The sequence below is a fragment of the Ureibacillus sp. 179-F W5.1 NHS genome (assembly GCF_045369345.1).
Lineage (GTDB): Bacteria > Bacillota > Bacilli > Bacillales_A > Planococcaceae > Ureibacillus > Ureibacillus halotolerans.
Genome location: NZ_JBIQFG010000005.1, coordinates 1 through 25,761, shown reverse-complemented (window position 1 = coordinate 25,761; position 25,761 = coordinate 1). Strand labels below are relative to the sequence as shown.

General features: G+C 34.6%; 21 protein-coding genes and 1 pseudogene. 3 read left to right on the top strand and 19 right to left on the bottom strand.

Going from position 1 to position 25,761, the window contains the following annotated elements:
• Window positions 1-3 precede the first annotated feature (3 nt).
• From ACH0B5_RS04020 to ACH0B5_RS04010, 3 genes are all read right to left on the bottom strand, one after another.
• Window positions 4-867, bottom strand: coding sequence for a hypothetical protein (locus ACH0B5_RS04020; RefSeq protein ID WP_122971207.1), 864 nt, complete (start codon window positions 865-867; stop codon window positions 4-6).
• A complete protein-coding gene (locus ACH0B5_RS04015) occupies window positions 860-1,798 on the bottom strand; it encodes a WD40/YVTN/BNR-like repeat-containing protein (RefSeq protein WP_122971208.1) in 939 nt (312 codons plus the stop codon). The genes ACH0B5_RS04020 and ACH0B5_RS04015 overlap by 8 nt, the downstream gene beginning before the upstream one ends.
• 132 nt (window positions 1,799-1,930) lie before the next feature.
• Window positions 1,931-3,394 (bottom strand): UDP-N-acetylmuramoyl-L-alanyl-D-glutamate--2,6-diaminopimelate ligase, encoded by a 1,464-nt coding sequence (locus ACH0B5_RS04010; RefSeq protein ID WP_122971209.1) that lies wholly within the window; start codon window positions 3,392-3,394, stop codon window positions 1,931-1,933.
• A 338-nt stretch (window positions 3,395-3,732) separates the two neighbouring features.
• Between ACH0B5_RS04010 and brnQ the strand changes: the two genes are divergently transcribed.
• Window positions 3,733-5,085, top strand: a complete 1,353-nt coding sequence (brnQ, locus tag ACH0B5_RS04005; RefSeq protein ID WP_406927425.1) for a branched-chain amino acid transport system II carrier protein — start codon at window positions 3,733-3,735, stop codon at window positions 5,083-5,085.
• A gap of 325 nt (window positions 5,086-5,410) precedes the next feature.
• Here the strand turns inward: brnQ and ACH0B5_RS04000 are convergent.
• The 3 genes and pseudogenes from ACH0B5_RS04000 to ACH0B5_RS03990 all read right to left on the bottom strand — a co-directional run bounded on the left by ACH0B5_RS04000 (window position 5,411) and on the right by ACH0B5_RS03990 (window position 10,207).
• Window positions 5,411-6,588, bottom strand: a pseudogene (locus tag ACH0B5_RS04000) (NupC/NupG family nucleoside CNT transporter).
• A gap of 674 nt (window positions 6,589-7,262) precedes the next feature.
• Window positions 7,263-8,687, bottom strand: coding sequence for an aspartate ammonia-lyase (gene aspA, locus ACH0B5_RS03995; protein WP_406927424.1), 1,425 nt, complete (start codon window positions 8,685-8,687; stop codon window positions 7,263-7,265).
• A gap of 215 nt (window positions 8,688-8,902) precedes the next feature.
• Window positions 8,903-10,207 (bottom strand): Nramp family divalent metal transporter, encoded by a 1,305-nt coding sequence (locus ACH0B5_RS03990; protein WP_341362096.1) that lies wholly within the window; start codon window positions 10,205-10,207, stop codon window positions 8,903-8,905.
• Between the two features lie 342 nt (window positions 10,208-10,549).
• On the opposite strand from ACH0B5_RS03990, the gene ACH0B5_RS03985 reads away from it, so the two are divergent.
• On the top strand, window positions 10,550-11,173 hold the full coding sequence (locus ACH0B5_RS03985) for a LysE family translocator (RefSeq protein ID WP_406927423.1): 624 nt from the start codon (window positions 10,550-10,552) through the stop codon (window positions 11,171-11,173).
• An 873-nt stretch (window positions 11,174-12,046) separates the two neighbouring features.
• Here ACH0B5_RS03985 and ACH0B5_RS03980 read toward each other — a convergent pair.
• The 12 genes from ACH0B5_RS03980 to ACH0B5_RS03925 all read right to left on the bottom strand — a co-directional run bounded on the left by ACH0B5_RS03980 (window position 12,047) and on the right by ACH0B5_RS03925 (window position 24,180).
• Window positions 12,047-12,694: a GntR family transcriptional regulator gene (locus ACH0B5_RS03980; RefSeq protein WP_122971215.1), complete on the bottom strand. Its 648-nt coding sequence runs from the start codon at window positions 12,692-12,694 to the stop codon at window positions 12,047-12,049.
• 250 nt (window positions 12,695-12,944) lie between these two features.
• Window positions 12,945-13,691 (bottom strand): tyrosine-protein phosphatase, encoded by a 747-nt coding sequence (locus ACH0B5_RS03975; protein ID WP_341362094.1) that lies wholly within the window; start codon window positions 13,689-13,691, stop codon window positions 12,945-12,947.
• A gap of 21 nt (window positions 13,692-13,712) precedes the next feature.
• Window positions 13,713-14,507, bottom strand: coding sequence for a PhnE/PtxC family ABC transporter permease (locus ACH0B5_RS03970; RefSeq protein WP_406927422.1), 795 nt, complete (start codon window positions 14,505-14,507; stop codon window positions 13,713-13,715).
• A 25-nt stretch (window positions 14,508-14,532) separates the two neighbouring features.
• Entirely contained in the window at window positions 14,533-15,330 is a 798-nt protein-coding gene (phnE, locus tag ACH0B5_RS03965) for a phosphonate ABC transporter, permease protein PhnE (protein ID WP_341362092.1), read from the bottom strand.
• Complete coding sequence (gene phnC, locus ACH0B5_RS03960) at window positions 15,323-16,144, bottom strand: phosphonate ABC transporter ATP-binding protein (RefSeq protein WP_341362091.1); 822 nt, start codon at window positions 16,142-16,144, stop codon at window positions 15,323-15,325. The genes phnE and phnC overlap by 8 nt, the downstream gene beginning before the upstream one ends.
• The gene (locus tag ACH0B5_RS03955) at window positions 16,144-17,076 is read right to left on the bottom strand and encodes a phosphate/phosphite/phosphonate ABC transporter substrate-binding protein (protein WP_406927421.1); all 933 of its coding nucleotides are present in this window, start codon (window positions 17,074-17,076) and stop codon (window positions 16,144-16,146) included. Before ACH0B5_RS03955 ends, phnC begins: the two co-directional genes overlap by 1 nt.
• Before the next feature lie 493 nt (window positions 17,077-17,569).
• Window positions 17,570-18,544, bottom strand: coding sequence for an agmatinase family protein (locus ACH0B5_RS03950; protein WP_341362089.1), 975 nt, complete (start codon window positions 18,542-18,544; stop codon window positions 17,570-17,572).
• A 1-nt stretch (window position 18,545) separates the two neighbouring features.
• Window positions 18,546-19,802 carry an imidazolonepropionase gene (hutI, locus tag ACH0B5_RS03945; protein WP_406927420.1) on the bottom strand — a complete coding sequence of 419 codons (1,257 nt, stop codon included), beginning with the start codon at window positions 19,800-19,802 and terminating at the stop codon, window positions 18,546-18,548.
• Entirely contained in the window at window positions 19,802-21,475 is a 1,674-nt protein-coding gene (gene hutU / locus ACH0B5_RS03940) for a urocanate hydratase (protein ID WP_122971223.1), read from the bottom strand. The genes hutI and hutU overlap by 1 nt, the downstream gene beginning before the upstream one ends.
• A gap of 55 nt (window positions 21,476-21,530) precedes the next feature.
• Window positions 21,531-23,042, bottom strand: a complete 1,512-nt coding sequence (gene hutH / locus ACH0B5_RS03935; protein ID WP_122971224.1) for a histidine ammonia-lyase — start codon at window positions 23,040-23,042, stop codon at window positions 21,531-21,533.
• 114 nt (window positions 23,043-23,156) lie between these two features.
• Complete coding sequence (hutP, locus tag ACH0B5_RS03930; RefSeq protein ID WP_122971225.1) at window positions 23,157-23,600, bottom strand: histidine utilization transcription antiterminator HutP; 444 nt, start codon at window positions 23,598-23,600, stop codon at window positions 23,157-23,159.
• Between the two features lie 169 nt (window positions 23,601-23,769).
• Entirely contained in the window at window positions 23,770-24,180 is a 411-nt protein-coding gene (locus tag ACH0B5_RS03925; protein ID WP_406927419.1) for a hypothetical protein, read from the bottom strand.
• Window positions 24,181-24,364: 184 nt separating this feature from the next.
• Here ACH0B5_RS03925 and ACH0B5_RS03920 point away from each other — a divergent pair, with 184 nt between their 5' ends.
• Window positions 24,365-24,712 (top strand): hypothetical protein, encoded by a 348-nt coding sequence (locus tag ACH0B5_RS03920; protein ID WP_122971227.1) that lies wholly within the window; start codon window positions 24,365-24,367, stop codon window positions 24,710-24,712.
• 152 nt (window positions 24,713-24,864) lie between these two features.
• On the opposite strand, the gene ACH0B5_RS03915 is transcribed toward ACH0B5_RS03920, so the two are convergent.
• On the bottom strand, window positions 24,865-25,473 hold the full coding sequence (locus tag ACH0B5_RS03915) for a rhomboid family intramembrane serine protease (protein ID WP_406927418.1): 609 nt from the start codon (window positions 25,471-25,473) through the stop codon (window positions 24,865-24,867).
• Between the last annotated feature and the right edge of the window lie 288 nt (window positions 25,474-25,761).

Here is a 25,761-nt window from a genome sequence, read left to right as displayed (position 1 = left end):
ATATTAATTTAGACCTTTAAATTGCATTTGAATCGGTTGATTTTCTTCCATAGTTGCTCGATATAAAATAATTTCATTTGTTGGAAATTTTGAAGAATCGGATTCCACTTTAAAATTTGTATCCAAAGCAATTGTCCAAACAGGTTCATTATTTTTCATTAACACAATAGCCAAAGTGCCAAACTGTACAATATGATCCCAATCATACCGCTCTGTAATACCCTTTTTTTCTATAACCGTTATACCATCCGTATCACTTATCATTTCTAAGTCTCCACCTTGCCATTTCCCTTGAATTTCCGGACCTACATTATAATAAGATAAACCGCTATTTCGATCACCATAAGTAGCAATAAATTGATGAACGGTTTGGTTCTTTGCTTTGTATGTAAAAGCCGCAATATCATTAGCCAACCATTCCACTTTAAATTCTCCATTCATTTCATACGGTAACTTTTCCGTTGGCCGCGCAAAAATAAGAAAAGATGACCGATAATAAATCGACTCCCCTTCTTTTCGATCTTCTTTAATGGATAGTACATGTTTAAAATCCGGTGATATACTGACTATATTTCGAACTTGTTGGTTATTCGAAATACATAATCCGATATTCACAGCAATCAACACAATCCCGATAATGAAAGTAAACCAAAGTGATATTTTATTAAGTCGAAGAAGCAATACAACAGCAAAAAATAAGCATATAACAAAACAAATGTTGATTATGTAAAATAAACGATTATCAATATATTCAATTTGATATTTTTCATGGCCTAAAAAGTAACCTACTTGCAAGCAAAAGAAACCTATTGCCAAAAAGAATAGTACCCATGCTATAACGTCAATGCTTTTCCCTTTGTTATTCACAAGGTACTACCTCCTTTTGAAATGTCCAATTTAGACCATTATCTGTTGAGATAAATTTTCCTTTTACTTTCCCACCTTGATAATCACCATTCGGTCCTTGATTGATAAGTACAGCTAAATGGTCATCTTCTTTAAAAGGAATTTCCGCGGTAACGAAAATTTGTTTGAATTCTGTTGGAATTTGAATGTTCGATTTCGTCCATGACTCGCCACTATTTTGTGTAACATAAAAGTCTGGTTCTTCAGGATTAATCGTTCCAAAGGATAAAAAACCAGTTGTTTCATCGATAAATCCACCATCTGAAATTAAGCGCGTTACACCAGAGTCATTCGTTTCTTTCCACGTTACTCCTCCATCATTCGTTATAAAAACGACGGAATATTCTTGTGACATAGTCCGGTCTCCTGATAAAATGACATAGCCAAATTGATCATTCAAAAAAGCTACTTTCCGAAAACGTAACACTGGAAACTGTTCCGAAACGACTCCATCTTGCCATGTATTTCCCTGATCCATGGAATATTTTAATACAACCCGTTGACTCGCCAAATTTTGTCCATCGGTATATAAAAAAGCAGCCCTTTCTTTGTTAAGAACAAAACTATTTTCGATCAGTTCTTGCTGATTCCCATTATATTCTCCTGAAAATAAATCGCTTATTGCAACAGGAACGGTAGTCCAACTCTTCCCATTATTATAAGTTATGTTTAGTTCGTCACTTTGTAATGAATAACCAATTGAATCCTCAGTCAAAATGGGGTGTAATGGGTCCAACTCCAACTCGGCTGATGGATTTTCTGTTTCCTTTTGTTCTTCAAAAATTTGTTCTGGTGTCGATAAAGTAGTTTGACCGTCTTCTTGAAAAGCAACTATGGCGATACAAATGACCAAAACCATTAATATAGCGACCGTAATGATTAATTTTTTCAAACTCAACAATCCCTCCTCTTTGTTTTCAAATTATGGAAATATCAAATTTTGTACTATGACGTTCAAAAATATAAAAAAGTTCTAGAATAGCGTGTTCATGATAAAAAAGAGGCAAGCTCAATTGCTTCCCTCTTACATACTACTCCTTTTTTCTCTATTTTCGATATATAAAACCGTTTCTTTATCTGAATGAGTAGGTATACGAAATGATTGTTTGTACTGTTCATGTCCTTTTCCAGTAATGATAATCCAATCACCTTGTTCACTATTTTCAATAGCCCACTTGATTGCTTCCGTTCGATCGGGTAATACAATCCCTTTATTGTTCCCATAATCGTTATTTAGTTGATTTAAGATGTCCATCATTTCATTTAAAGGAACTGTATTCAAATCATCTACAGTTAAAATAAATTGGTCACTTAGTTCAGTGGAAACTTTTATAATCCCTTCTCTCTTACTTTCATCCCGATCTCCACGAAAGCCAAAAATATGGATAATCCGTTTTGCACCATATTTTTTGGCAGTCGTTAAACAATGATAGATTGCATCCGCTGTATGAGCATAATCCACTATCACAGTAGCTCGATTATGTAAGGATATAATTTCAAATCTCCCTTTGACTCCTTTAAATTGTTGAATGGCTTGAATAATGAACTCCTTTTTAATTCCTAACAATTTAGCTGTGATATACGCCATTATCGTATTATACATATTGTGGACACCTATCATAGGAGATGAAATTTCAATTATTTCCTTTTCTTCTGCTACATGGACAAGGGTGGCACTTTTAATATTTAAATCGAGTATTTGAAATTGATTGCTTTCAGATTGTCCCAACGTATGCACAAGGATTTTTTTTTCCTTTAATTTGCCAACTAACTTTTTACCCCAATCATTATCAGTATTCACAATGGCATGTCCATTTTCTCTTAAATAGTCGAATAACATTAACTTTGTTTGAAAGTAATCTTCCATCGATTCATGATAATCCAAATGTTCATGGTCAAGATTTGTAAAAAGACAAATATCAAAGGTAATCCCTTCAGTTCGAAATTGGGATAAGCCATGGGATGAAACTTCCATTATGACGATTTCATCATTACTTTCTGATAAAAGCCTTTGCAACACTAAAGAACCAGGAGTGGTATTTCTACTGTCCAACACTTCACCGTTTATCATATTTTGAATCGTACCGAATAAAGAACATGTGTAACCGTTACTTTCTAAAATATGTTTGATCATAAAACTAGTGGTCGTTTTTCCATTTGTGCCTGTTATTCCAATCATTATTTTATTTTTTGATGGGTCTTGATAAAATTGACTTGCAATAATTCCTAACGCCTTCCGACTATTGGCGACTTTTATATAAGGTACCGGTAAAGAATGAAAATCCTTTTCACCTACAATGACAGAAGCCCCCCGCTTAACGGCATCATCAATATAATCATGGCCATTCGATGTAAAACCACTAATAGCGACAAATAGGTAATCCTTTGACACGTCTCCAGAATTATCTGCCACTCCTTTAATTGGGAAATCTGCTATATCAGGTTTTATATCAACTTCAAGAGCATTAATTAAATGTTTTAATTTCATTCATGTTTACTCCTATCAATTGGGTTTGACCATAGGGTGAATTATTGGAGGATAGCAATGATGGTTTAAAATGGTGAATGTCCGAGCTTCGTTTACTTTTTATTAATTTGCTCATTCAGTAAAGAAATATAATAAAAAATAGTACAAACCAATAATTGGACTTGTACTATTTTTACATATTCAATTTGCGAGTTCTAACAGCTCCAATATTAGGATAATCATTAAGAAGCTAAATTCTTCAATAATCAAAGTTCTCTTAAGTTTATTTTATTGCTATAGCTAATCCGTAAAAAAGGTGTTAGAATAAAAAATCAAATTCATCTAGAAGGAGCACAAGTATGCAACAAAAATTATCATTTTCTACATACGCTATTATCGGCACGATGTTGTTCGGTATGTTCTTTGGTGCGGGAAATTTAATTTTTCCGATCCAAATGGGCCAACTAGCTGGCACGAATTTTTGGCCGGCATTAATTGGGTTTCTTATAACCGCAATCGGATTACCTTTTATGGGGATATTAGCAATAGGTTTATCCGGGAGTAACGGGCTACGAGATATAGCTAGTCGGGTACATCCGTTATTTGGAGTCGTATTCGCTGTGGCACTTTACTTAACCATTGGGCCGTTTTTTGCAATCCCACGAACAGCAACAGTCCCATTTGTGGTTGGTTTTGAACCATATATTAATCCAGTACATAGTAGTTTATATCTTGGGTTATTTAGCTTTGTATTTTTTGCAATTGTCTATTACTTTTCGTTAAATCCAGCAAAAATTCTCGATTATATCGGCAAATATTTAACCCCTGCCTTTTTACTATTTTTATTCATGTTAATTGTCATAGCCATTGTCAAACCAATGGGTCACTTCAATAATCCAACTGGTGATTATAGTGACTTGGCATTTATAACAGGCTTTAAGGAAGGGTATAACACGATGGATGCTCTTGCATCACTCGCATTCGGTATTGTTGTTATAAATGCAATAAAGGGACAAGGCATCACCGATTCAAAGGAGATTGCGAAAGCAACTTGGAAATCAGGGATATTCGCCATGTTGCTAATGGTGCTTATTTACGGACTCATTACCTATATGGGGGCATCAAGCGTGTCTGCTATCGGAACATATGATAATGGAGGCTTGATTTTTTCTGCCGTGGCTCAACATTATTTCGGATCACTTGGCTCTATTTTATTAGCTGTCATTATTGTACTCGCTTGTTTGAAAACGAGTATCGGATTAATCACATCTTGCAGCGAGTTTTTTAATCAGATTTGTCCTAAAGTAAGTTATAAACTATTTGTTCTAATCTTATGTCTCATGTCATTTCTAATTGCTAACTTCGGTCTAAACAATATTATTCAATATGCGGTTCCCGTATTAATGTTATTGTATCCATTAGCGATTGTCCTAATCTTATTAACCCTTTGTTCTTCTTTATTCGGCAATAAGCAAAGTGTTTACGCAACCGCCATGTTCTTTACTTTTTGTGTAAGCTTCTTCGATGGTTACACGACGTTAATCGACAATTTACCAAGTGCATCAATCCCTTTATTTGATTCGATTAAATCATTCTACATGGATAACTTACCATTTTACGATATTGGGCTTGGATGGATATTACCAGCCCTAGTCGGTGTCTTTATCGGTTTTTTGTGGCCAAAAAGCGCTAAAAAAGCATCCATTCTATAACGCTAATGGAAGAACCGCTTAGGAGAAATCCTAACTCGGTTCTTTTATCCTTCTTTAAATTTCAAAATAGTTGTATACACATGCAAAAGGAACAGACAGTATTTGTCTGTTCCTTTCTATTTTTCACTTCGCATATTTAGTAAATATTTTAATCTATAGTAATGGTAAACAACAGAATTGATATAATATATATTCTAATTTAAACTGGCGGATTCCTTCTACTTCTATTTACCAACTAATTTCTACTCATTACAAATGCTAAGCCGGATATTTTATATCTTTTTACAAAAACATTTTCAAATCAACGTGCGTGTGAAATTAATCTTTAAAGAAATAGTCCAACAATTGTTCCAGTTAATATAGATCCCATTGTTGCTACTAACAATACTTTTAGTCCAACTTTGGAAAGCTGGCTAGCTTGGTCATGATTTATTGCTTGAACAGTTCCTAAAATAATTCCAATAGAAGAAAAGTTAGCAAATGAAATTAAGTATGCAGAAACAATTCCTACTGCTTTTGTAGACATATCAGGGAAAATTTTCACAAAGTCAAGCATTGCTACAAATTCATTAGCAGCTACTTTAGTACCCATAATTGAACCAGCTTCAACAATTTCAGACGTTGGTATACCCATAATAAAGGCAATCGGTGCGAAAATATAACCTACAATTTCTTGGAAAGTCATACCTACTATTCCATCTAAAACAAAGTTGATCAATGCCAATAATGCCATATACGTAATTAACATTGCACCTACAATAAGAGCTGTTCTACCACCAATAATCGTACCATTACCAATCGCTTCAAATAATGACTTTTCAGGAATCATTTCTTTTACATCAATATCGTAATCTTCTTCTTTTGTAACTGGACATACGATGGAAGATAAAATTAAACCTGAAAAAACATTAATCGGTAGAGCGACCAATACATATACTCAGCAGGTATCATTTGCAAGTAAGCTCCAAGTGTAGAACATGATACCGCTACAAGTGACGAGGTTGCAACGATAAACAAACGATTTGGACTAAGTTTGTGTATTTGTGACTGTACAGAAAGAATGGCTGTTGTATCTCCGAATACCATCGAATTAACCGCTACGAATGATTCAACCTTTGGTAGTCCAGTAATCTTTGCCACAAAACCACCAATATATTTAATAGCTAACGGTAAAATTCTTGTATAAGTTAAAATTGAAAGTAACGCAGAGATAAAAATAATCATCATGAGAACATCAAGGAAAAAATAACCTTTTTGTGACAAGTCACCAAATACAAATGAAATGCCCTCATGTCCAAATGATAGGATTTTGTTAAATACATCTACAATTTTTTGTATAATCGTTTTTCCAATTGTAGTATTCAGCATAAACCAAGCTAAAAAAAGTTGTACAGCTAACATGATGCCAACTGCGCGATAATTGATATTCTTTTTATCATTAGACATCACCCACGAAATACCGATTAAAACAAGGATGCCTAAAATTCCTATAATAATTGTCAAGTTTTTTCCTCCAAATCAAAATAGTGGTCTTATATTGTTCATCAAAATAATTCTTTATTATAAAAAGAATTATGAAACCGCTACCACTTTTGCGAAAATTAATGCTAGAAATCATAATTTCAGCTATTTCCGCAAGTTAATGGTGTTAAACGCTGATTGATAACCAACATAATTTAACTAAACGATCGTTTTAAACTAAACTTCCTTAAAAACTAAATCCGCATGATGATTTAAAAGCATAGAAAACATTCTCTATATTATTATAATTTTATGGACGATGCAACTATTATTTAATTACTTAATATGTTTAACTAATATTCAGATAAGTGAACATTCTAATTACTATTACATCGATTTATTTCCAAAACACCCTATACTTTACAACTAGTAATGATGTTTAAAAATTCAAATTTCAATGACTTTAAAAAGTATTTTGAAATAATAATACCTCTTCCATTCTATGTAATTATTAAGCCATATAAAAACTGTACCTCCAACTGTCTAACAATTGGGATTCAGTTCACAATATACAGGATTTTTAATATTTCATAAACTAGTGACGTATTTATACTAACTAGATTTCCGATTCGTGCAATTTAAAAAAAACCTTTATATTGAATATTTGGTATACTTTCTCCAAATCCAATATAAAGGCATTATTTCCTTTTAGAAATTTAATTATTTACTAAAGTTTTGCCACCTGCAATACCAGGATGGGTCATTTCATAAGGATCTAATATCATATCAAGTTGTTCAGCTGTTAATGCACCAGATTTTAAGCAAAGTTCACGTACAGAAGCACCTGTTGCAATCGCTTCTTTTGCAATTTGAGCAGCAAGTTCATATCCAATATGAGGATTTACTGCCGTAATAATGCCGACACTTTTTTCAACATATTCTTTTAAATGTTCTTCGTTCGCTTTAATACCATCTAAACATTTTTCAGTAAAGACAGTAAAGACGTTACTCATAATTGAAATCGATTGAATTAAATTGAAGAATAGCACTGGTTCCATTACATTTAATTCAAATTGGCCTGCTTCAGATGCCGCTGAGATTGTTAAATCGTTCCCCATAACTTGGAATGCCACTTGGTTAACTACTTCCGCCATTACAGGATTTACTTTACCTGGCATAATCGATGAACCTGGTTGACGAGCTGGTAATTCGATTTCAAATAAACCATCTCTTGGACCAGAAGCCATTAAACGTAAGTCATTTGCAATTTTAGACATATTAATCATGCACACTTTTAATGTAGCGGATACTTCTGTGTAACAATCCGTATTTTGTGTCGCATCGACTAAATGTTCAGCACCTTTTAATGGGAATCCACTTAGTTCACTAAGATTTCGAACGACTGCTTCAATATAAGTTGGATCCGCATTTAACCCTGTTCCAACGGCTGTTGCTCCCATATTCACTTCATATAAATGATGTCTTGAAAGAGACATTCGATCAATGTCACGGGCAATAACACGACTATATGCTTCAAATTCTTGTCCTAATAGAATTGGCACTGCATCTTGTAAATGAGTTCGTCCCATTTTAATGACACCTGCAAATTCCTTCGATTTAGCAACGAATGATTTTTGCATTTTTTTAGTAGCTTCTAATAATTGGTCCATTAAGCTTAATATGGCGATATGTGTTGCAGTTGGGAAAGCATCATTTGTCGATTGAGACATATTAATATGACTATTTGGACTGATTAATTTATAGTTTCCTTTTTCTTCTCCCATTAATTCTAACGCGCGGTTTGCAATTACTTCGTTTGCATTCATATTGATGGACGTACCTGCTCCACCTTGAATTGGATCTACAATAAATTGGCCATTCCATTTCCCTTCAATCACTTCATCACAAGCTTGAATAATGTATTGCCCAATTTCTTTACTTAACATACCCACTTCAATATTAGCTAGTGCAGCAGCTTTTTTTACGATACCTAAAGATTTAATAAGTTCCGGATGAATTCGATAACCCGTAATTGGAAAGTTTTCGACTGCTCTCATCGTTTGAACACCATAATAAGCATCCTTCGGTATTTCCTTTTCACCTAGAAAATCTTTTTCAATACGAAATTCTGTCGTCATCATAATATGATACTCCTTTTAAGACCTCATTAATTAATCTATTTTTTCGATAAAACCTATCTATATATTAGATAATATAATAGTTTTCAAAAGAAAGAAACATATTATTTACCATTAGCAAAATTTTTATTATAAAAAGTGCTAATGAATTGAAACTATTATTCTAAATTTTGTCCATTAAAAAATCAGCAACTGTATTGAACAGTTACTGATTCCTTTTAACCGAATAGGATGTTAATTAATTCATTCGCACCCAAATAGACAAACATTGCAACGCAGGCAACTAAAATGATATTTGGTAATGCTTTATTACGTAATGGTTCATCGATTTTTTTAGAATTTAATAAGATTAATAGAGAAATAGCTAAAAACGGCATAAATAACGAGCCTAGCGCACCGTATATAATAACAAGTTCTACTGGTTTACCAAAGAAGTAAAGAATCATTGGTGGGAATGTTAACCAGAATAAGAAGAAACGATAAGCTTTATCCGTCTCATGTACTTGCTTACGTGGTGCATCTTTCTTTTGACGAATTGTTTGAACAAAATCAGCAAATAAATATGGAACACCATGCCAAACTCCTAATAAGGAAGAAAAGGCTGCAGACCAAAAGGCACCTAGGAATACCCACTTCATCGGTTCTCCAAACTCTTGACCTAACAATCCTGCTAAATCAATAAGCCCTTGATCTCCCCGTAAATTAACATCTGTCCCAAATAAAAATTCAGCACCAATGATTAAGCCAGCAATTGTAAAGATCCCAGTTAAAGTATAAGCAACTTTCGAATCAAGGCGCATTGTTGAAACCCATTTTGGCCCTGTCCATTTCTTTTCAGCTAACCAATAACCATAGGAAGCCATTGTAATTGTACCACCTACACCACCTATTAAGCCCATCATTAACATAAATGATCCATCCGGAACGCGCGGAACGAAACCGCTTATAAAATCTCCGAAACTTGGTAGGAACAACAAAGCAGTACCGATAATTGTAAGGAACATGATACCGATTAATACCGTCATCACTTTTTCGACTACTTGGTACTTACCAAACCAAACGAGTAAAAATCCAGCAACAGCATGAAGTGCTGCCCAAGCCCATAATGGTATGCTTGGGAAAATGGCGTGCATGGCCATTCCAGAAGTCGAGGCAGCAGTTGCTCCGTAAACAAATCCCCAAAAGATAGAATAAATTCCAAAATAACCAGTAGCCCATTTACCAAGTTGATGCCATCCTTGTACCATCGTGCGTTCGGATGCTAGATGCCACCTTCCTACTCCTTCATTTAAGAAGTATTTTAAAATGGAGCCAACTAATATTGCCCATATAAAAGTTGTACCAAATTGAGTGCCGATAACAATTGAAGTAACTAAATCAGCAGTACCCACCCCGGTTGCTGCTACAACAATTCCCGGTCCAACTTGTTTCATTTTTTGTCCTAAAGTTTCTGGTGGCGTTAATAAATTTGGTACTGCTTCTACTGTAGTCGCCGCCACCTTATCCTTTGTATGCGCTTCCATATAAACCCTCCCTTATGTACGTATTGCGTACATAAGTACGAAATACGATTAAAGTAATTTAAAGATAACAAGTATAAGCTTAGAAAACAATATTTTTCTGAAAATTTTTTCATTACTTTTTATTAAAAATTTAAAAATAATTCTAACGTTCTATCTGAAATTGATATTAAGTTATTTATACTTATTGATTATGATATGAATTCATACTGCTGTAGTATTCTTTTTATCGATGTTTTTCCTTTGTAGCTTCCCAACATTTCCTGATACCCAATAACTAAAAAATGGGGTATATTATTTCACACGACTATAATATAATTAACTTTAAAAAACGGAGGGATAAATATGGACATTGTAACAGTATTATCCTTTTTAGGTGCTGCAATTGTTCTTACATTAATGCCTGGCCCAGATAACCTGTTTACTTTGGCACAGAGTATTGCAAAAGGCAAAAATGCAGGAATTTTTACTACACTAGGACTTTGCACAGGATTGTTGGTCCATATTACAGCTGCAACCATTGGAATATCGGCTGTCATTTATCAATCTGCATTTGCTTTTACGGTAGTGAAATATGCAGGCGCAGCATATTTATTATATTTAGCATTTAAGTCATTTCGAGAAAAAAGTTCGAATTTTAATCTTCATAACGAAGATAATTTAAAATACAAATCCTTATATAAAAAAGGAATTATAATGAACGTATTAAACCCAAAAGTTTCATTGTTTTTCCTAGCCTTTTTCCCACAATTTATTCACTATGAAAATGGTAATGTTCCGATTCAAATGCTTATCTTAGGAATCATTTTTTTAATCCAATCTTTAGTAATCTTCTCTTTAATAAGCATCTTTGCAGGTAAAGTCGGAAATTTCCTTCGTAAAAACAATTCTATAGCTAAAAAAATTAACATTATTCAAGGATCTTTATTTACTTTAATCGGTTTAAAAATTGCTTTTAGTCAAAAATAATAGTAATTAAGTAAAACATGAATATTTTCGGTTCTTTACATAAAAAAGAGGCTGGGACAAACCCCTCCTCTAAATAAAAAGCCGGTGAAATTTACGAGTAAAATTTCACCGGCTTTGAATATTTTACAATAAAATAAGGATCCTTATGTTTATAGATTATAACATGAATCAACTCATTTTGCCTTTAGATTTTAGAAGTAAAATTACAAAATAATGATATTGCTTTCCATATCCATCCTCTAGTTGAAAGTATATATATTGTTGATCTAATTTTAACCCAGATTTTTATTATTCTCTTCGTTCAGATTGAAATGAATTTACAGTTAAACTTCCTCATAAACCTAATCATCCTCCGTAAAAGTTTTTACAAAGACAATAGTATCCGATATCAGATGATGGAAATAAAGAAAACCTTCAAATCTAAAAAAATCAAAACATAAATAATAAAATATAAAGATGAAGAAAATATTCTTAAAGCCACTAAGTTATTTTTAACAAAAGGAAAATTATTAGCTGAAATGTCTTCATGTATCACTTTAGGCGCTTTCTTACAAGGTACTATCAAATTGAATCCTAGTGATAAAGTAGTTCTTTTCATTTCGGGCGGTAATATTGGAATGTATCAATTTAGTAAATTTCGGGAGATAGCCATATAAAAGCGCAATTGCTGAAACTTGTAAATTATTAGTTTATGATAAATTCCAAATTCTTTTATTATTAAGTATTCCAAAAATAAAACCTCCAAATGTTAAACAAAAATCTAAACATCTGGAGGTTTTTTTATAGGAAATATTATTTTAAACAAATTAGATACGAATTATCCTTTTGAAAATATTCTAGAAAGTCATACTTCAATTATTATTCAAGAAGGATTTAAAAAGCTGTGGTCATTATAATTCGTTCGCGGTTTTTTAAAAATGTGTCTCTACAAATTTGCTTAATGCTAGAATAATTCTGTGAACAAATAGCGTCATAAATTGACTTATTTAATTGATTTCCTGAATAATGCTTTTGATTAGGTGTCAATTTCCAATTAACCATAGCCATTCGAATCCATTTATCTTTCAACGAATCTATGAATTCTAGCATAATTTTATTGTTTGCAGATAAAATCATACATCGAGTAAAAAGAATAGAGCATTGAACATACTGATAATAGTCATCATTTTTTTCTGCTTCCAGTTGCATGTCTAAATACATTTTCAAATTTTCAAGATCGAAGCAAAGCCCCCTTGCCTCAACTTCATCTACAGTAAACTCTTGTAAAAAAAGGATTACTTGCGTGATGTCTAACAATTCTTTCATAGAGATTTCCTTCACAAAAATCCCACGATTTTTAATAGATGTGACAAATCCCTCAGACTCTAAACGTGAGATCGCACCTCTTATTGGGGTTCGGCTCATATTTAGTTCTTTTGCTAATGCATTTTCTGATAATAGTGTACCTGGCATATAATTTGCAGTAATTAAATTTTCACGAATTTTCGTATAAGCTATGTCAACAAGAGAGTGTTGGGTCATTTTTACAATTCCTTTCAACTGATATACACAATAATTCTTACAGTTTTCGGCAAGGATATGTTCCCTTCCATCAAATTCAAATCGGAAGTAACACAAATAACACAAATCTATTATATAATAATTGATTTATAAAAGTTAGATTGTTTAAACCATAATATGGTTATTTATAAATTATTAATTTGTTGTTTTTGATATCTATAAAGAAAAAAAGAAGTGCTTAACACTTCTTTCACTAATCTTTTAAACTTTTCTATAATGCAACAGTTTCCTCTAAACCTATTAAACGTTTTTTCACTCGACTAATCACAGCCTGTTCCACACCTTTTTCCATTAAAAATTGATCAATACTTTGATAAGTATGTAGAATATACTCATAGGCTCTTAGAATGTAGTCTCGATTAGAATACATGAACTCCCTTGGAATCTTTCCAAATTGATTATCTTTTTGTTGAATGGACTCTAAATTAGAGTAAGTTACTTCATAATTTGAAACGATATCCTTCTTTTCTACTCCTGCTATGCCTAATAGCAACATGGCCAAGATACCTGTTCGATCTTTACCTGCCGCGCAATGAAAGACGATACAGCCCTCTTCTGCCTGATCAATCGTATTAAAAATTTCCTTCAATGAAGTGTTTTTTTGCTCTAATAAATCAACATAAAAATCTCCCATTGAAACCTTCTCTGTAGATATCGTAATATCCGATACCCTTTCAGTAATAAAGGGGATATTATAATAATGGCAAAAGTCTGCATTTGCAAGTGGATTTTTATGCAACTCAACTTCATCTTCCCCACGAAGATCAATGACGGTTTTAACCCCATATTCTTTTAAAAAAGTTATTTCCTCTTGAGTAAGCTTACTCATTTCACTTGATCTAATAAAAGAATGCCATTTTGTTTGTTGCCCAAATTTTGTGCTATAGCCACCTAGCTCTCTACAGTTTTCTAGACTAGCGATGGGCAATCGAACCCAATTTAATTTTGCATTTTTCATCATATTAGTCTCCTTCAACAATCAACTGTTTCCAAATTTTATATTATTTTTTATTTTCGTCATTACTAGTTCTAGTACAACCATGAGTAAACAAATCATTATTACAATAGTAGTTGTTTGCGCATAGTTATATGTATTAATGGCTTGTGTCAATAAAAGTCCAATCCCGCCTACCCCAATAATTCCTAAACCAATTGATTCAGAAACATTGGATTCAAAGCAGACAGTGATCCAAGAAATAAAAGCAGTAATACAAAGCGGAATCAATCCGTGATAAACAATTTTGAACCATGAAGCTCCTGTAGATTTCATAGCTTCAATAATTTCGCTACCCGTCTCTTCAATACTCCCTGTAAAAGTTTTCGTTAAATAGCCGACCGCAGAAATCAAAATTGTAACAAAGCCTGATACATTACCAAAACCTAGACTCGCAATCACCATTAAACCCCATACTAATGAAGGAACAGAACGAACAATCGCAAAAAAGGATTTTATAAATACGGCTACAAATCGGTTCGGTGCAATATTCGATGCCGCTAAAAAACTTAAAAACATGGCTATAAAAACAGCTACAACCAATGTTAACAAAGCCAATGCTAAGCTAGTTACAATATTCAAAAGTGCATCAGGAACAATTGTAAAATCAACCGCCATCATTCTACTTAATACTTCGGGAACATTGTGTAACCGTTCAAAAAACTTTTGAATATCTAAGTTGATAAACATTAAAGCTGCAATAAACACAGCACCCAATATAAGAACAAGAAGAATCGACTTACCAACACTTCCTTTTGAAGTGACTCGAATGTGCTCCATTGTGTTTTCAATCTCCTAACTTTATTTAAACGAATCGTTTACGAATTGAATTAGTTACGAACTCTGTTAATAAAATAATTATGACGATTACAGCAATAATGGTAATTGCTTCGCCGTATTTAAACAAATTAATATTTGTATCAATTAAAACCCCAATACCACCTGCTCCAACAATACCTAAAACTGCAGACGCTCGGACATTAATTTCAAAAGCAAATAACGTCCAATTAATCCAAGAAGGAACAAACTGTGGAATCACACCATGAAACAAGATTTGAAAATAAGATGAACCATTAGCACGTAATGCCTCAAGCTTATCTCCAGAAATTTCATCGATTGATTCAGCATAACTTTTACTTAAAAACCCAATTGTTACTAGAATCAACGCCAAAACCCCAACAATCCCACCTATACCAAAAATATAAACTAATAAAGCTCCCCAAATAATGAAAGGGATATTTCGTAAAATCGAAACAAAACCACGGGTAATTACTCGTAATGATTTAATTTTATTGGTATTCTCCGAGATTAATATTCCAAAAACAAACGCAATAATCGTAGAAATGTATGTTGATATTACCGCATAACCAAGCGTTTCGACCATCGCTGGAATATATTGTTGTAGATTCTCCACACTTGGAGGAAAGAAGTTTTCAAAGAAAAACATTACAAAGCTTGGTAAACCCACAAGCATCTCTATAAATGAAATCTCTAAATATACAAGGGAAAATATCAATAGAGCAAAAAAAACTACTACAAATACAAAGATTTTTTTAGAATCTCTTTGATCGAGAGGGATGTTATGAATTAATTGCTTATTCATTGTTCTGCCCCACCGCCAATTGTTTTGGTTGTCTTTTTTCAACAAAATGGGTTTCGCTTTCTCCCTTTAGCTTCATTTGTGATTCTTTTCCTTCATAGATATCTTTAATGATTGAATCCGTTAATTGGGATGGTGCTCCATCAAATACAACTAATCCTTTTTTTATCCCAATAATTCGTGTGGCATATTTTTTGGCATAGTCTACTTGATGAAGATTCACAATACATGTCAATTTCTTTTCTTGAGAAATTGTATGAAGCTGCTGCATCACTATATTAGCTGAGAGCGGGTCTAATGATGCAATCGGTTCATCAGCAAGTAATAACTTAGGTCTCTGTAAAATCGCTCGACAAATTCCAACCCGCTGCATTTGACCACCGGAAAGCTCATCCGCCCGTTTATAAATTTGGTCTTCTAATCCCACTTTTTTTAAAAGCTCAACTGCTTCTTTCTTATCTTCATGGTGATAAAGCCCTAACAAACTCTTATATAAAGGAATATTACTTAATTGGCCATGAAGAACATTTTTTATTACATTTGTTCTGCCAACTAAATTATAATGTTGAAAAATCATCCCTATTTTAGAACGTTCTTTTCTTAATTTTCGCCCACTCTGCCCATCGAAAATAATTTCCCCTTTGGTAGGATCTACAAGTCGATTGATACTGCGGATAAACGTGGATTTTCCTGCCCCTGACGGACCGATAATAACAATAAATTCACCCGGGAAAAAATCTAAAGTAATTCCATTCAAGGCACGAGTTTCTTTACCATAGACCTTAACTAAATTTTTTATCGATAGTAATGGTTTCATTATTTCTCATCCTCTAACGCATTAATGGCATCAAGCATTACAATTGTAGGAACATAATAAGTTTGTTCAGTCTCTACAAAGCGAGCATTTGGATCATTATGAACTGCTTCAAAATATTGTTCATCTTCAAAAGAAACAAACGCCTCTCTTATAGCCTCTTTAAAATCTTCAGGTAAATCCCCGCGTATAATATAAGAAGCATCTGGAATATTCTGTGTTCGCCCAATAATTTTAAAGTCATCTTCCTTAATTGTACCTGCCTGAATCATACTATCCATTTGACCAATCGCTACTGCCACTGCGTCAAAGTCCCCCATCAGTACACCCATTACGCTATTCGCGTGGGATTCTGAAAAAGTAACATTTTCAAAAAAGTAGCCAGATTGTTCTAATAGATCTGGATCTAAATCAAACTCTTGAACTAGCGTTCCTTTTGGATACAAGTAACCTGACGAAGAAGCCGCATTTACGAATGCAAAGTTCTTTCCTTTTAAATCCTCCATATTGTTAATTTCTTCATTATCCTTCTTTGTAATAAACGCTGTATAATATTCATAACCCTCTACCTGAGGAGTTACTAACAACTCCGCTCCAGCTTTTTGGTTGGCTTGGTAATAACTCATCGGACTAGCTAGCATAATATCTAAATTTCCACTTGCTAGTGCTTCAATTCCAACAGCGTAACTACCACCTTCAAACTCTTTCACTTCAATTCCTAATTCTTCGGAAAGATGATCTCTCAATGCTGTATGCATGGAAGCTGCATTTGGATTGTTTTCATTTGGCATTTGAACTAATGTCAGTTCTTCAGGCCAACCCTTGTTTGCTTTATCATCCAATGCAGATGATGATGATGAACTTCCTCCATTCCCACACGCTGCCAAAGTGGTTACAAGTCCTACTGTTAAAAAGAATTTTGATAAGCTTTTCATCTTTTCGTTTATCTCCTTTTTAGAAATGTTTTAACAATTATTAATGGAATCCTTAGAATTTGTTAGAACTTTAAAAATTTTTAAACTCCACTCATTAAACCTTTAACACCCTACTAAATTCCTTTTAGTCTACTTAAAAGTATGATTAATAATTATTTTCACCCCTTCTTGTATTTAAGTTGTATACAACTAATAATTTACGAATATATTTTTAAGTGTGTTTGTTCTTCGTGTAAAGAACAGATAAATAATTGTAAAGAAGAACTATCGTAGATTCTCCATAATGAAAGAAAAACTCTAAAAGGAAACTCGTTCTATACATTTTTTCATAATCTTTACTAGATACTTTAAGTTATATACAATATAATTTTTGGAGTTATTTTATAATCTGGTTCTTAAACGGAAAAAGACGCATTTCTAAAAGAAATGCGCCAATTGTGGCTAAATAAACCTTAGTAGAAACTATATACACAATCATAAAAATAGTACTAAGTTATTTTAACTGTAATACACGCCCTGTAACAAATTGTAACCATGCATAAACACCGGTCTTAACTGTTTCAGCAACTACTGAATCTTTGCTAGGATCTAAACAAACAAAATCAACATGTTGAACAGAAGGATGTTTTCCGATTTCAAGTAAACTATCAAACAGTTCAACAGATGTCATACCTCCTGGAGTGGAGGCTGGTACACCTGGAGCAACTGATATATCTAGTACGTCCATATCAACTGTTACGTAAATTCGATCTACTTTCACTGATAATTGCTCGAGGGCTTCTTGAAGTATATTGATTAGCCCTCGTTTGCGAGCTTGGTTTAATGTCACCATTTGAATATTGTGTAAGTTTGCATAATCAATCAATGGCTTTGCATTGAAATAGCCATGTAAACCAATGTTAATGATATTTTCTCCTTTAACAACATTTCCATCTATTAATTGCCTAATTGGCGTTCCGTTTGCTGGTCCCAATTCTTTCGGATCCCTTACATCTAAATGGGTATCAAGCTGTAAAATTCCAATTGTTTCATTTAAAAAAGCTTCCTTAAGCCCACGAACCGCACATGCCGTTGTTGAATGATCACCACCAATCATACATGTTGTTGTACTTGAATAATGTTTTGCTAAGTAAGTAGTGGCATCCTGAATCCGTTGATGAGACAAAGGTATATCAGTCATATGCATTGCTACATCTCCAGCATCTGCAATCAGGTAATCAGTTAAATCCACATTTTCGTCCAAATTGTATGTGGCAAATCCTTTCCATGCCCGGCGAAACTCTGACGGGTATAATGAAGCCCCAGATACACTAATGGAAGATCTCGAAATAGGTGCACCGTAGAGAATCATATCGGGTGTTTGTTTTATGTTTTTAAGCTGCTGAACCCAGTGATGTACAAACGTTGGTTGATTTTCCACTGGGTGATTCCATGACCATTCAGGTTCTTGAAGCCAATGCTTGCTCATCTTAAACCACCTTCACACCTTTTTTCCATACAGACTTCACATGGTTTACACCAAATAAATATTGAAGTTCCTGATAACTTTTCGTTTTCCATAACACGATATCTGCTTGCTTTCCAACCTCAAGGGATCCAACTTGTTCTTGCCTGTTGATTGCACAAGCTGCATTATAAGTTGCTGCTGTTAACGCTTCGGCAGGTGTAAGACGCATAGAAATACAAGCCAAATTCATAACAAGTGGCATTGAGGTTGTTGGTGACGACCCTGGATTGCAGTCAGTAGAAATCGCCACTGCCACTCCTTCGTCAATCATTTTTCTTCCTAAAGCTGCCTCTTCACGTAAATACAAAGCTGTCGCTGGAAGTAGACAAGCGATAGTTCCAGACTTCGCCATCGCTTTTATCCCTTCTTCTGATGCTTTTAACAAATGCTCTGCTGAAATAGCCCCTATTTTTGCAGCTAATTCTGCTCCTCCATAAGGCTCGATTTCATCTGCATGGATTTTCGGAATTAAACCATACCGTTTTCCTGCTTCTAAAATCCGCTCTGATTGTTCTGGTGTATAAACACCTTTTTCACAAAACACATCATTAAATTCGGCCAGCTTTTGCTCCGCAACGACAGGCAACATGTCATGGATCAAATAATCGACAAATTCATCTTCCCTCCCTTTATATTCAGGCGGTACCGCATGAGCACCCATAAAAGTAGGAACGATATCAATAACATGCTGCTCCTGAAGCCTTTTCATTACTCGCAATTGTTTAAGCTCTGTTTCTAAATTCATCCCGTAACCGCTTTTCCCTTCAACTGTTGTTACACCATGGGCTAAAAAGGAGTCGAGACGACATGTTGTTTGTTCAATTAGTTCCTCTTCTGACGCTTCTCTTGTCATACGGGTTGTTGCGTGGATTCCTCCACCAGCGTTCATAATATCCATATACGTTGCACCTTGAAGACGCATTTCAAATTCATGTTCACGACTTCCCCCATAAACAACATGGGTATGGGGGTCCACTAATCCAGGAGTGACTAAATGGTTCGTGGCATCAACAATTTCTGCTTCATGAATTCTTTCCGAATAATGTTTTTCAAGTTCTTTCGTTGACCCCACAGCTTGAATGATTCCATCCTCAATCCACAAGCTACCGTCTTCGATTAAACCTAAGTCAGACATCGCTTCTTTCGTGCGCGGTCCCTTTTCATCAGAAGCAAGTGTCACTAATTGTGCTGCATGCTTAATCCAAATAGGTCGTGTCATTACTGATCGTCCCCTTTATCAAGCATCGGCATCTTAATACCATTCTCACGGGCTGTTTTCTTTGCAAGTTCATATCCAGCATCCGCATGACGTACGACACCCATACCCGGGTCTGTTGTTAATACTCGTTCAATGCGTGCCTCTGCTTCTTTCGTTCCATCTGCTACAATTACAACTCCCGCATGTAAAGAGTATCCCATTCCTACACCACCACCGTGATGGACGGAAACCCAAGTAGCTCCGCCAACTGCGTTTAACATTGCATTTAAAATTGGCCAATCTGCTACAACATCCGAACCGTCTTTCATCGCTTCTGTTTCACGATTTGGTGACGCAACAGAGCCAGAATCTAAATGGTCACGACCGATCACAACAGGTGCTTTTAGCTCACCGCTGGCAACCATGTCGTTAATAATTTTTCCAAAACGGGCACGTTCGCCATATCCTAACCAACAAATTCGTGAAGGCAGGCCTTGGAACTGTATTTTTTCTTGTGCCATACGAATCCAGTTACATAAATGCTTGTTATCACTAAACTCACGTAAAATAGCTTCATCTGTTTTATAAATATCTTCCGGATCTCCTGACAATGCTACCCAGCGGAACGGTCCTTTTCCTTCACAAAATTGTGGTCGAATATAGGCTGGAACAAATCCAGGGAAATCAAATGCATTCTCTACCCCTTCATCTTTCGCAACTTGACGAATATTGTTTCCGTAGTCAAAGGTAATTGCTCCCTTTTCCATCATTTCAAGCATCGCTTTTACATGGGTTGCCATCGATGTTTTCGATAGTTTTATATATTGTTCTGGGTTCGAGCTTCGTAAAGCAGCCGCTTCATCAAGGGTCATTCCTGATGGAACATAACCATTTAGCGGATCATGGGCGGAAGTTTGATCTGTTAATGCATCAGGGATAAAGTTTCTCGCAATCATCTCAGGTAAAATTTCTGAAGCGTTACCTAATAAACCGATTGATAATGGTTTCCCCTCTTTTTTTGCTTGTTCAGCCAACTGAATCGCTTCTTCTAAGTTATACGCTTTAACATCTGTGTAGCGAGTTTCAATTCGTCTGTCAATTCTTGTTTCATCTACTTCAATCGCTATACATACACCACCATTCATTGTTACAGCTAGCGGCTGTGCACCCCCCATTCCGCCTAAACCTGCAGTAACTGTAATAGTACCTTTAAGTGTATTATTGAAATGTTGCTTCGCTAGCTCCGCAAATGTTTCATACGTTCCTTGGACGATTCCTTGCGATCCGATATAAATCCAGCTACCTGCCGTCATTTGTCCATACATCATCAATCCTTTTTGATCTAGCTCATGGAACGTTTCCCAATTTGCATAAGCAGGTACAATATTAGAATTTGCCAGGAGAACACGCGGTGCATCCGTATGGGTTTTAAAGATTGCCACTGGTTTGCCAGATTGTATAAGCAACGTTTCATTATTCTCAAGAACTTTGATTGATTTCACAATCGCATCAAAAGACTCCCAATTTCGCGCGGCTTTTCCGATTCCTCCATATACAACTAAATCTTCCGGTCTTTCTGCCACATCTGGATCTAAATTATTCATTAACATACGAAGTACTGCTTCTTGTTGCCAACCTTTCGTATTTAATTTTTCACCTCTAAAACGTGTAATTCTGTTTGTTGTCTCGCTCATAGTATTTCCCTCCTATTAATTGTGATCTTAATAACCCATCCTGAACTTAATCTATCTAAATCAATGCTTTACTTCTCTTAAATTGAAAGGAACCATTTTTTAACCAGTCATTCATTCCTTCAATATCTTTCGAAAATACTCGGTCTGCATTAATATACGGAACAATTTTTCTAGCATTCTCTAACACTTCTCGGGTAGCAGAAGCCATCTGATCTTTCCCACGAATTTCTGCAGCCTGTAAACCGCAAATAGCTTCAATTGCTAACACGCGACGAGTATTTGTAATGACTTGATAGGCATGGCGTGCTCCAATTGTCCCCATACTTACATGATCCTCTTGATTTGCTGATGAAGGAATTGAATCAACACTTGCTGGGTGTGCCAATGTTTTATTTTCAGAGACAAGGGAGGCTGCGACATACTGCATAATCATTGCACCTGATTGTAATCCTGGTTCAGGACTTAAAAACGGCGGTAAATCATTTAATTGAGGATTTACCAGTCGTTCGATTCGGCGTTCTGAAATATTCGCAAGTTCCGCGATGGCAATTGCTAAAAAATCCATCGCAAATGCAATTGGCTGGCCGTGGAAATTACCTCCTGATAACACTTTTTCTCCGTTATCAAAAATTAATGGATTATCCGTTGCAGCATTCATTTCTATTTCTAATTTTTCTTTCACATAGTTTAATGTTTGCCATGTAGCCCCATGTACTTGAGGAATACAACGGATTGAATATGCATCCTGAACACGAAGTTCTCCCTGCTTTGTTATTAAAGAGCTATTTGATAAATAACCACGAATGCGCTCTGCCACCTCTACTTGCTCTCTATAGCCACGTGCTAAATGAATATCTTCATCAAAGGCATCAATAATTCCCCGTAAGCCTTCGATTGTAATGGATGCAATAAGTTCCGATTGATAAGCTAGTTTTTCTGCTTCCAAGTATGCAACAACTCCCATTGCAGTCATTGCTTGAGTACCATTAATAAGTGCTAAACCTTCTTTAGCCGTTAAAGTGATCGGCAAAATAGTTTCTTTCTTTAATGCCTCGATTGCAGATATTCTCTCGCCTTTATAAAAGACTTCTCCTTCACCGATTAACACTAAGGCCAAATGTGAAAGCGGCGCTAAATCACCACTAGCACCTAATGATCCTTGCTGAGGTATTACTGGATGAATTCCAGCGTTTAATAACTCTAGCAATCTTTCAATGACAACAGGTCGTACACCTGAAAAACCTTTTAATAATGCATTTGCTCGAAGGAGAATCATCGCACGCGATACAACCTCTGGAAACGGTTCTCCTACCCCGCAAGCGTGGGAACGAATTAAATTGAGCTGTAGCGCTTCAACATCCTTTTTATCTATCAGTACATCACTGAATTTCCCAAAACCTGTTGTAATACCGTAAACAATCCGCTCTTCAGAAACGATTTTTTCAACCGCTTTACGACTTTCCTGAACCTTTCTCATGCTCTCTTCCGAATAAACCACTTTTTCTCCTTCAAATAAAACCTTTCGTACATCAGAAAAAGTAAGTGTTTGACCATTTAATGTAACCATTTATTTTTCTCCCTTCGATCACTGTTGTAACAATAGAAAAGGGGACTATATCAAAGAAATCGCTAAAAATGATTTCTTGATATAGCCCCCTATTAACTAAATACTATGGGCAAATTATATGTGATTAATGCCTAAACCAATTGTTTCATGTTCGGAGCCTTTAACCGGCGCTCCAATTGTTCCGTATAAAGAAACGGCAACCCATTCTCCCTCTTGCTCATTTTCATATGGGTTTCCACGTAAAACAGCAAATGATAAACCAACTGTTCTAAGGACAGATCCTATCTGTACTTGACCTCTCGTTATCCCATTTAACGCTTCAATTATCGCATGATATAATGCGTGTGATTCCCGATAAAGGTCCGGATTAATCACTCCATTTTTCTTTGCCGCTGTTTCAATTGCAGCAACGACTTTATGCGTATCCATTGCTCCAACTTTTCCCGTACAACTCTTCCAATTCAACTGCTCGAGCATTGCCACATGTTCACTTGAATCTTCAGAGAGCAAAAGTAAGATGGCGTGTTTCCCAATACGGCGATCTTTACTTAGTGCCATATGAACAACTCTTTTCATTTTTCTAAATAACGTCTAATAACTAATTTTCTAATGTCTAATAACTATTTTCATAGTAAGCGCTTCAAAAAAAAATGTCAAATAAATTTTTGAAGATTTAGAAAAAATATTAATCTAATTATTAATAACAACAATACAAATGAATTGGTACTTAAAAATTCGAGTATTCTTGCTTCAAATCGTTATATACTTGCATAGCTAATTCATATATCTCATTATTTGGATCAATTTGATAATTTCCAACACTATCATTTAGGTGAAAAATCCACTTATCATCAATCACTAAAGTTCCTGATATCTGATCATTAAGAACAAATGTGATAGTTATTGCTTTTCTAAAATTAATTTGTTCGTTGGTTTGTCCAATATATTCTATGCTATTGTATGCATCAACTAATGACTGAACAGTTTCATTCTCTACTTTTTTATCTCCACTGTATAAACTCTGCCCCAAACTAATATCGAAAGAATCCACTTTAATTTTATCTACGGAATTATGATTACATCCAGTTAATACTAAAAATACTATGAGAATGATAGAAATAGAGAGACAATTTCTCACATTTCTCCCCCACTCTTCAATTGGAATGGCTACTCAATCGGCTTAAACTTTAACATATATTTCCAAATAATTGTCATCATTATTTGATGTTAAATATTTACAAAAAATTTACTTTTCTATTTCTTAATAATGGTAGAATAAAAAATATTCAAACAAAAATCACTATTTAAAAAGGAGTGTACCAGTGGAATATTATTTAGACTTTGTTTTAGCAATAGTATTGACTTCTTTATCTTACTTAATCGGTAGCTTATTACTTAAGAATAGATTATCAGTTTTTCATGCTTTTATTATTGGTACCTCGGTAGTATCATTAGGTGCAATTACTGAAGCCTTAAAGGCACCTATGTGGCTTATTATCTTAGTACCTTTCCCAGTTGGAATGATATTGCTTTTTGTATTCTTGAGAGAATCTGTGAAAACATGGTTAAAGACATATTTGTTAACGTTAGCTATTTATTCAATATTACATGTTATTATGAGCTTCTTTTTTAATTTCCACTCTTTAATACCCGCATGGAAACTATCTTAATTAAAATAATTTAAGTGAATTCGAATTAAACAACACCCGAATAGGTACTTTTTTAAGTATCTACTATTCGGGTATCACTTTGTAAGAGAAAGCGCCCGTTTGTTTTAATACATTTCTAATGTCTCGTTCTCATTACAACTGTGAGACTACAGTTATGTAGAAAATAATACTTGCTGTTCCTTTTTAAACACTAAAGCAGCGAAAATGATCCCCCCAATGAATCCGCCAAGATGACCTGAAAAACTTACGGATGGTATTAATAAGGTCATCATAAAACCAATGGCTACGAACATAAAGATAAACTGCCTATCCCTCTTATAAAATTGATTTCTAAACTTTAGAGATAAATAAATGTACATACCCAATAAGCCATAACCGAATCCAGAAGAGCCTGCAACATAATCAATATTAGAGAAAAAATGTATGAAGATGGTGGTAAATATACTCGTAAATAGATAACATAGTACGAATTTCACTTTGCCTAAAGTTCGTTCAAGCGGCCATGAAAACAGTATAATAGAAACAATATTAAGAAAAAAATACGGATAACTCATATGACCAACTGAACATGTAAGAAGCCGCCAAAATTGTCCGTTATGGATTAAATCTCTATCGTATGCTCCTAAAAGCACTACATTTTTTTCTGTATAGCCCCCCATCATTGTAATTAGAATAGTTAAAAGAGAACAAACTCCAACTATTAGTACTGTTATGGGATACTTTTTAATAAATGTCCCAAAATCCTCTTTAATGATAAACAAATTATCTCAACACCTTCTTTATACTATATTTTTACATGCTATTTGGATCAAGATATAATATACCGCTTATAAAAGAACCGAATTTCCACAATTTTAACATAAATTTCCAATAAGTTCCAAAAAATCATCCTATTCGGAGAGGATGATTTTTTGGAGCTTATTAAAAGTTATGGTTTAGCATGCAAATCCCAACCGCTAAAAGTTTCTAGTAGTGTATTTCGCAAGTAAAAATTGAGCCATTTATTAATTAAAAACTGATCCACTTAAACCGAACTATTTTCTAGCCAT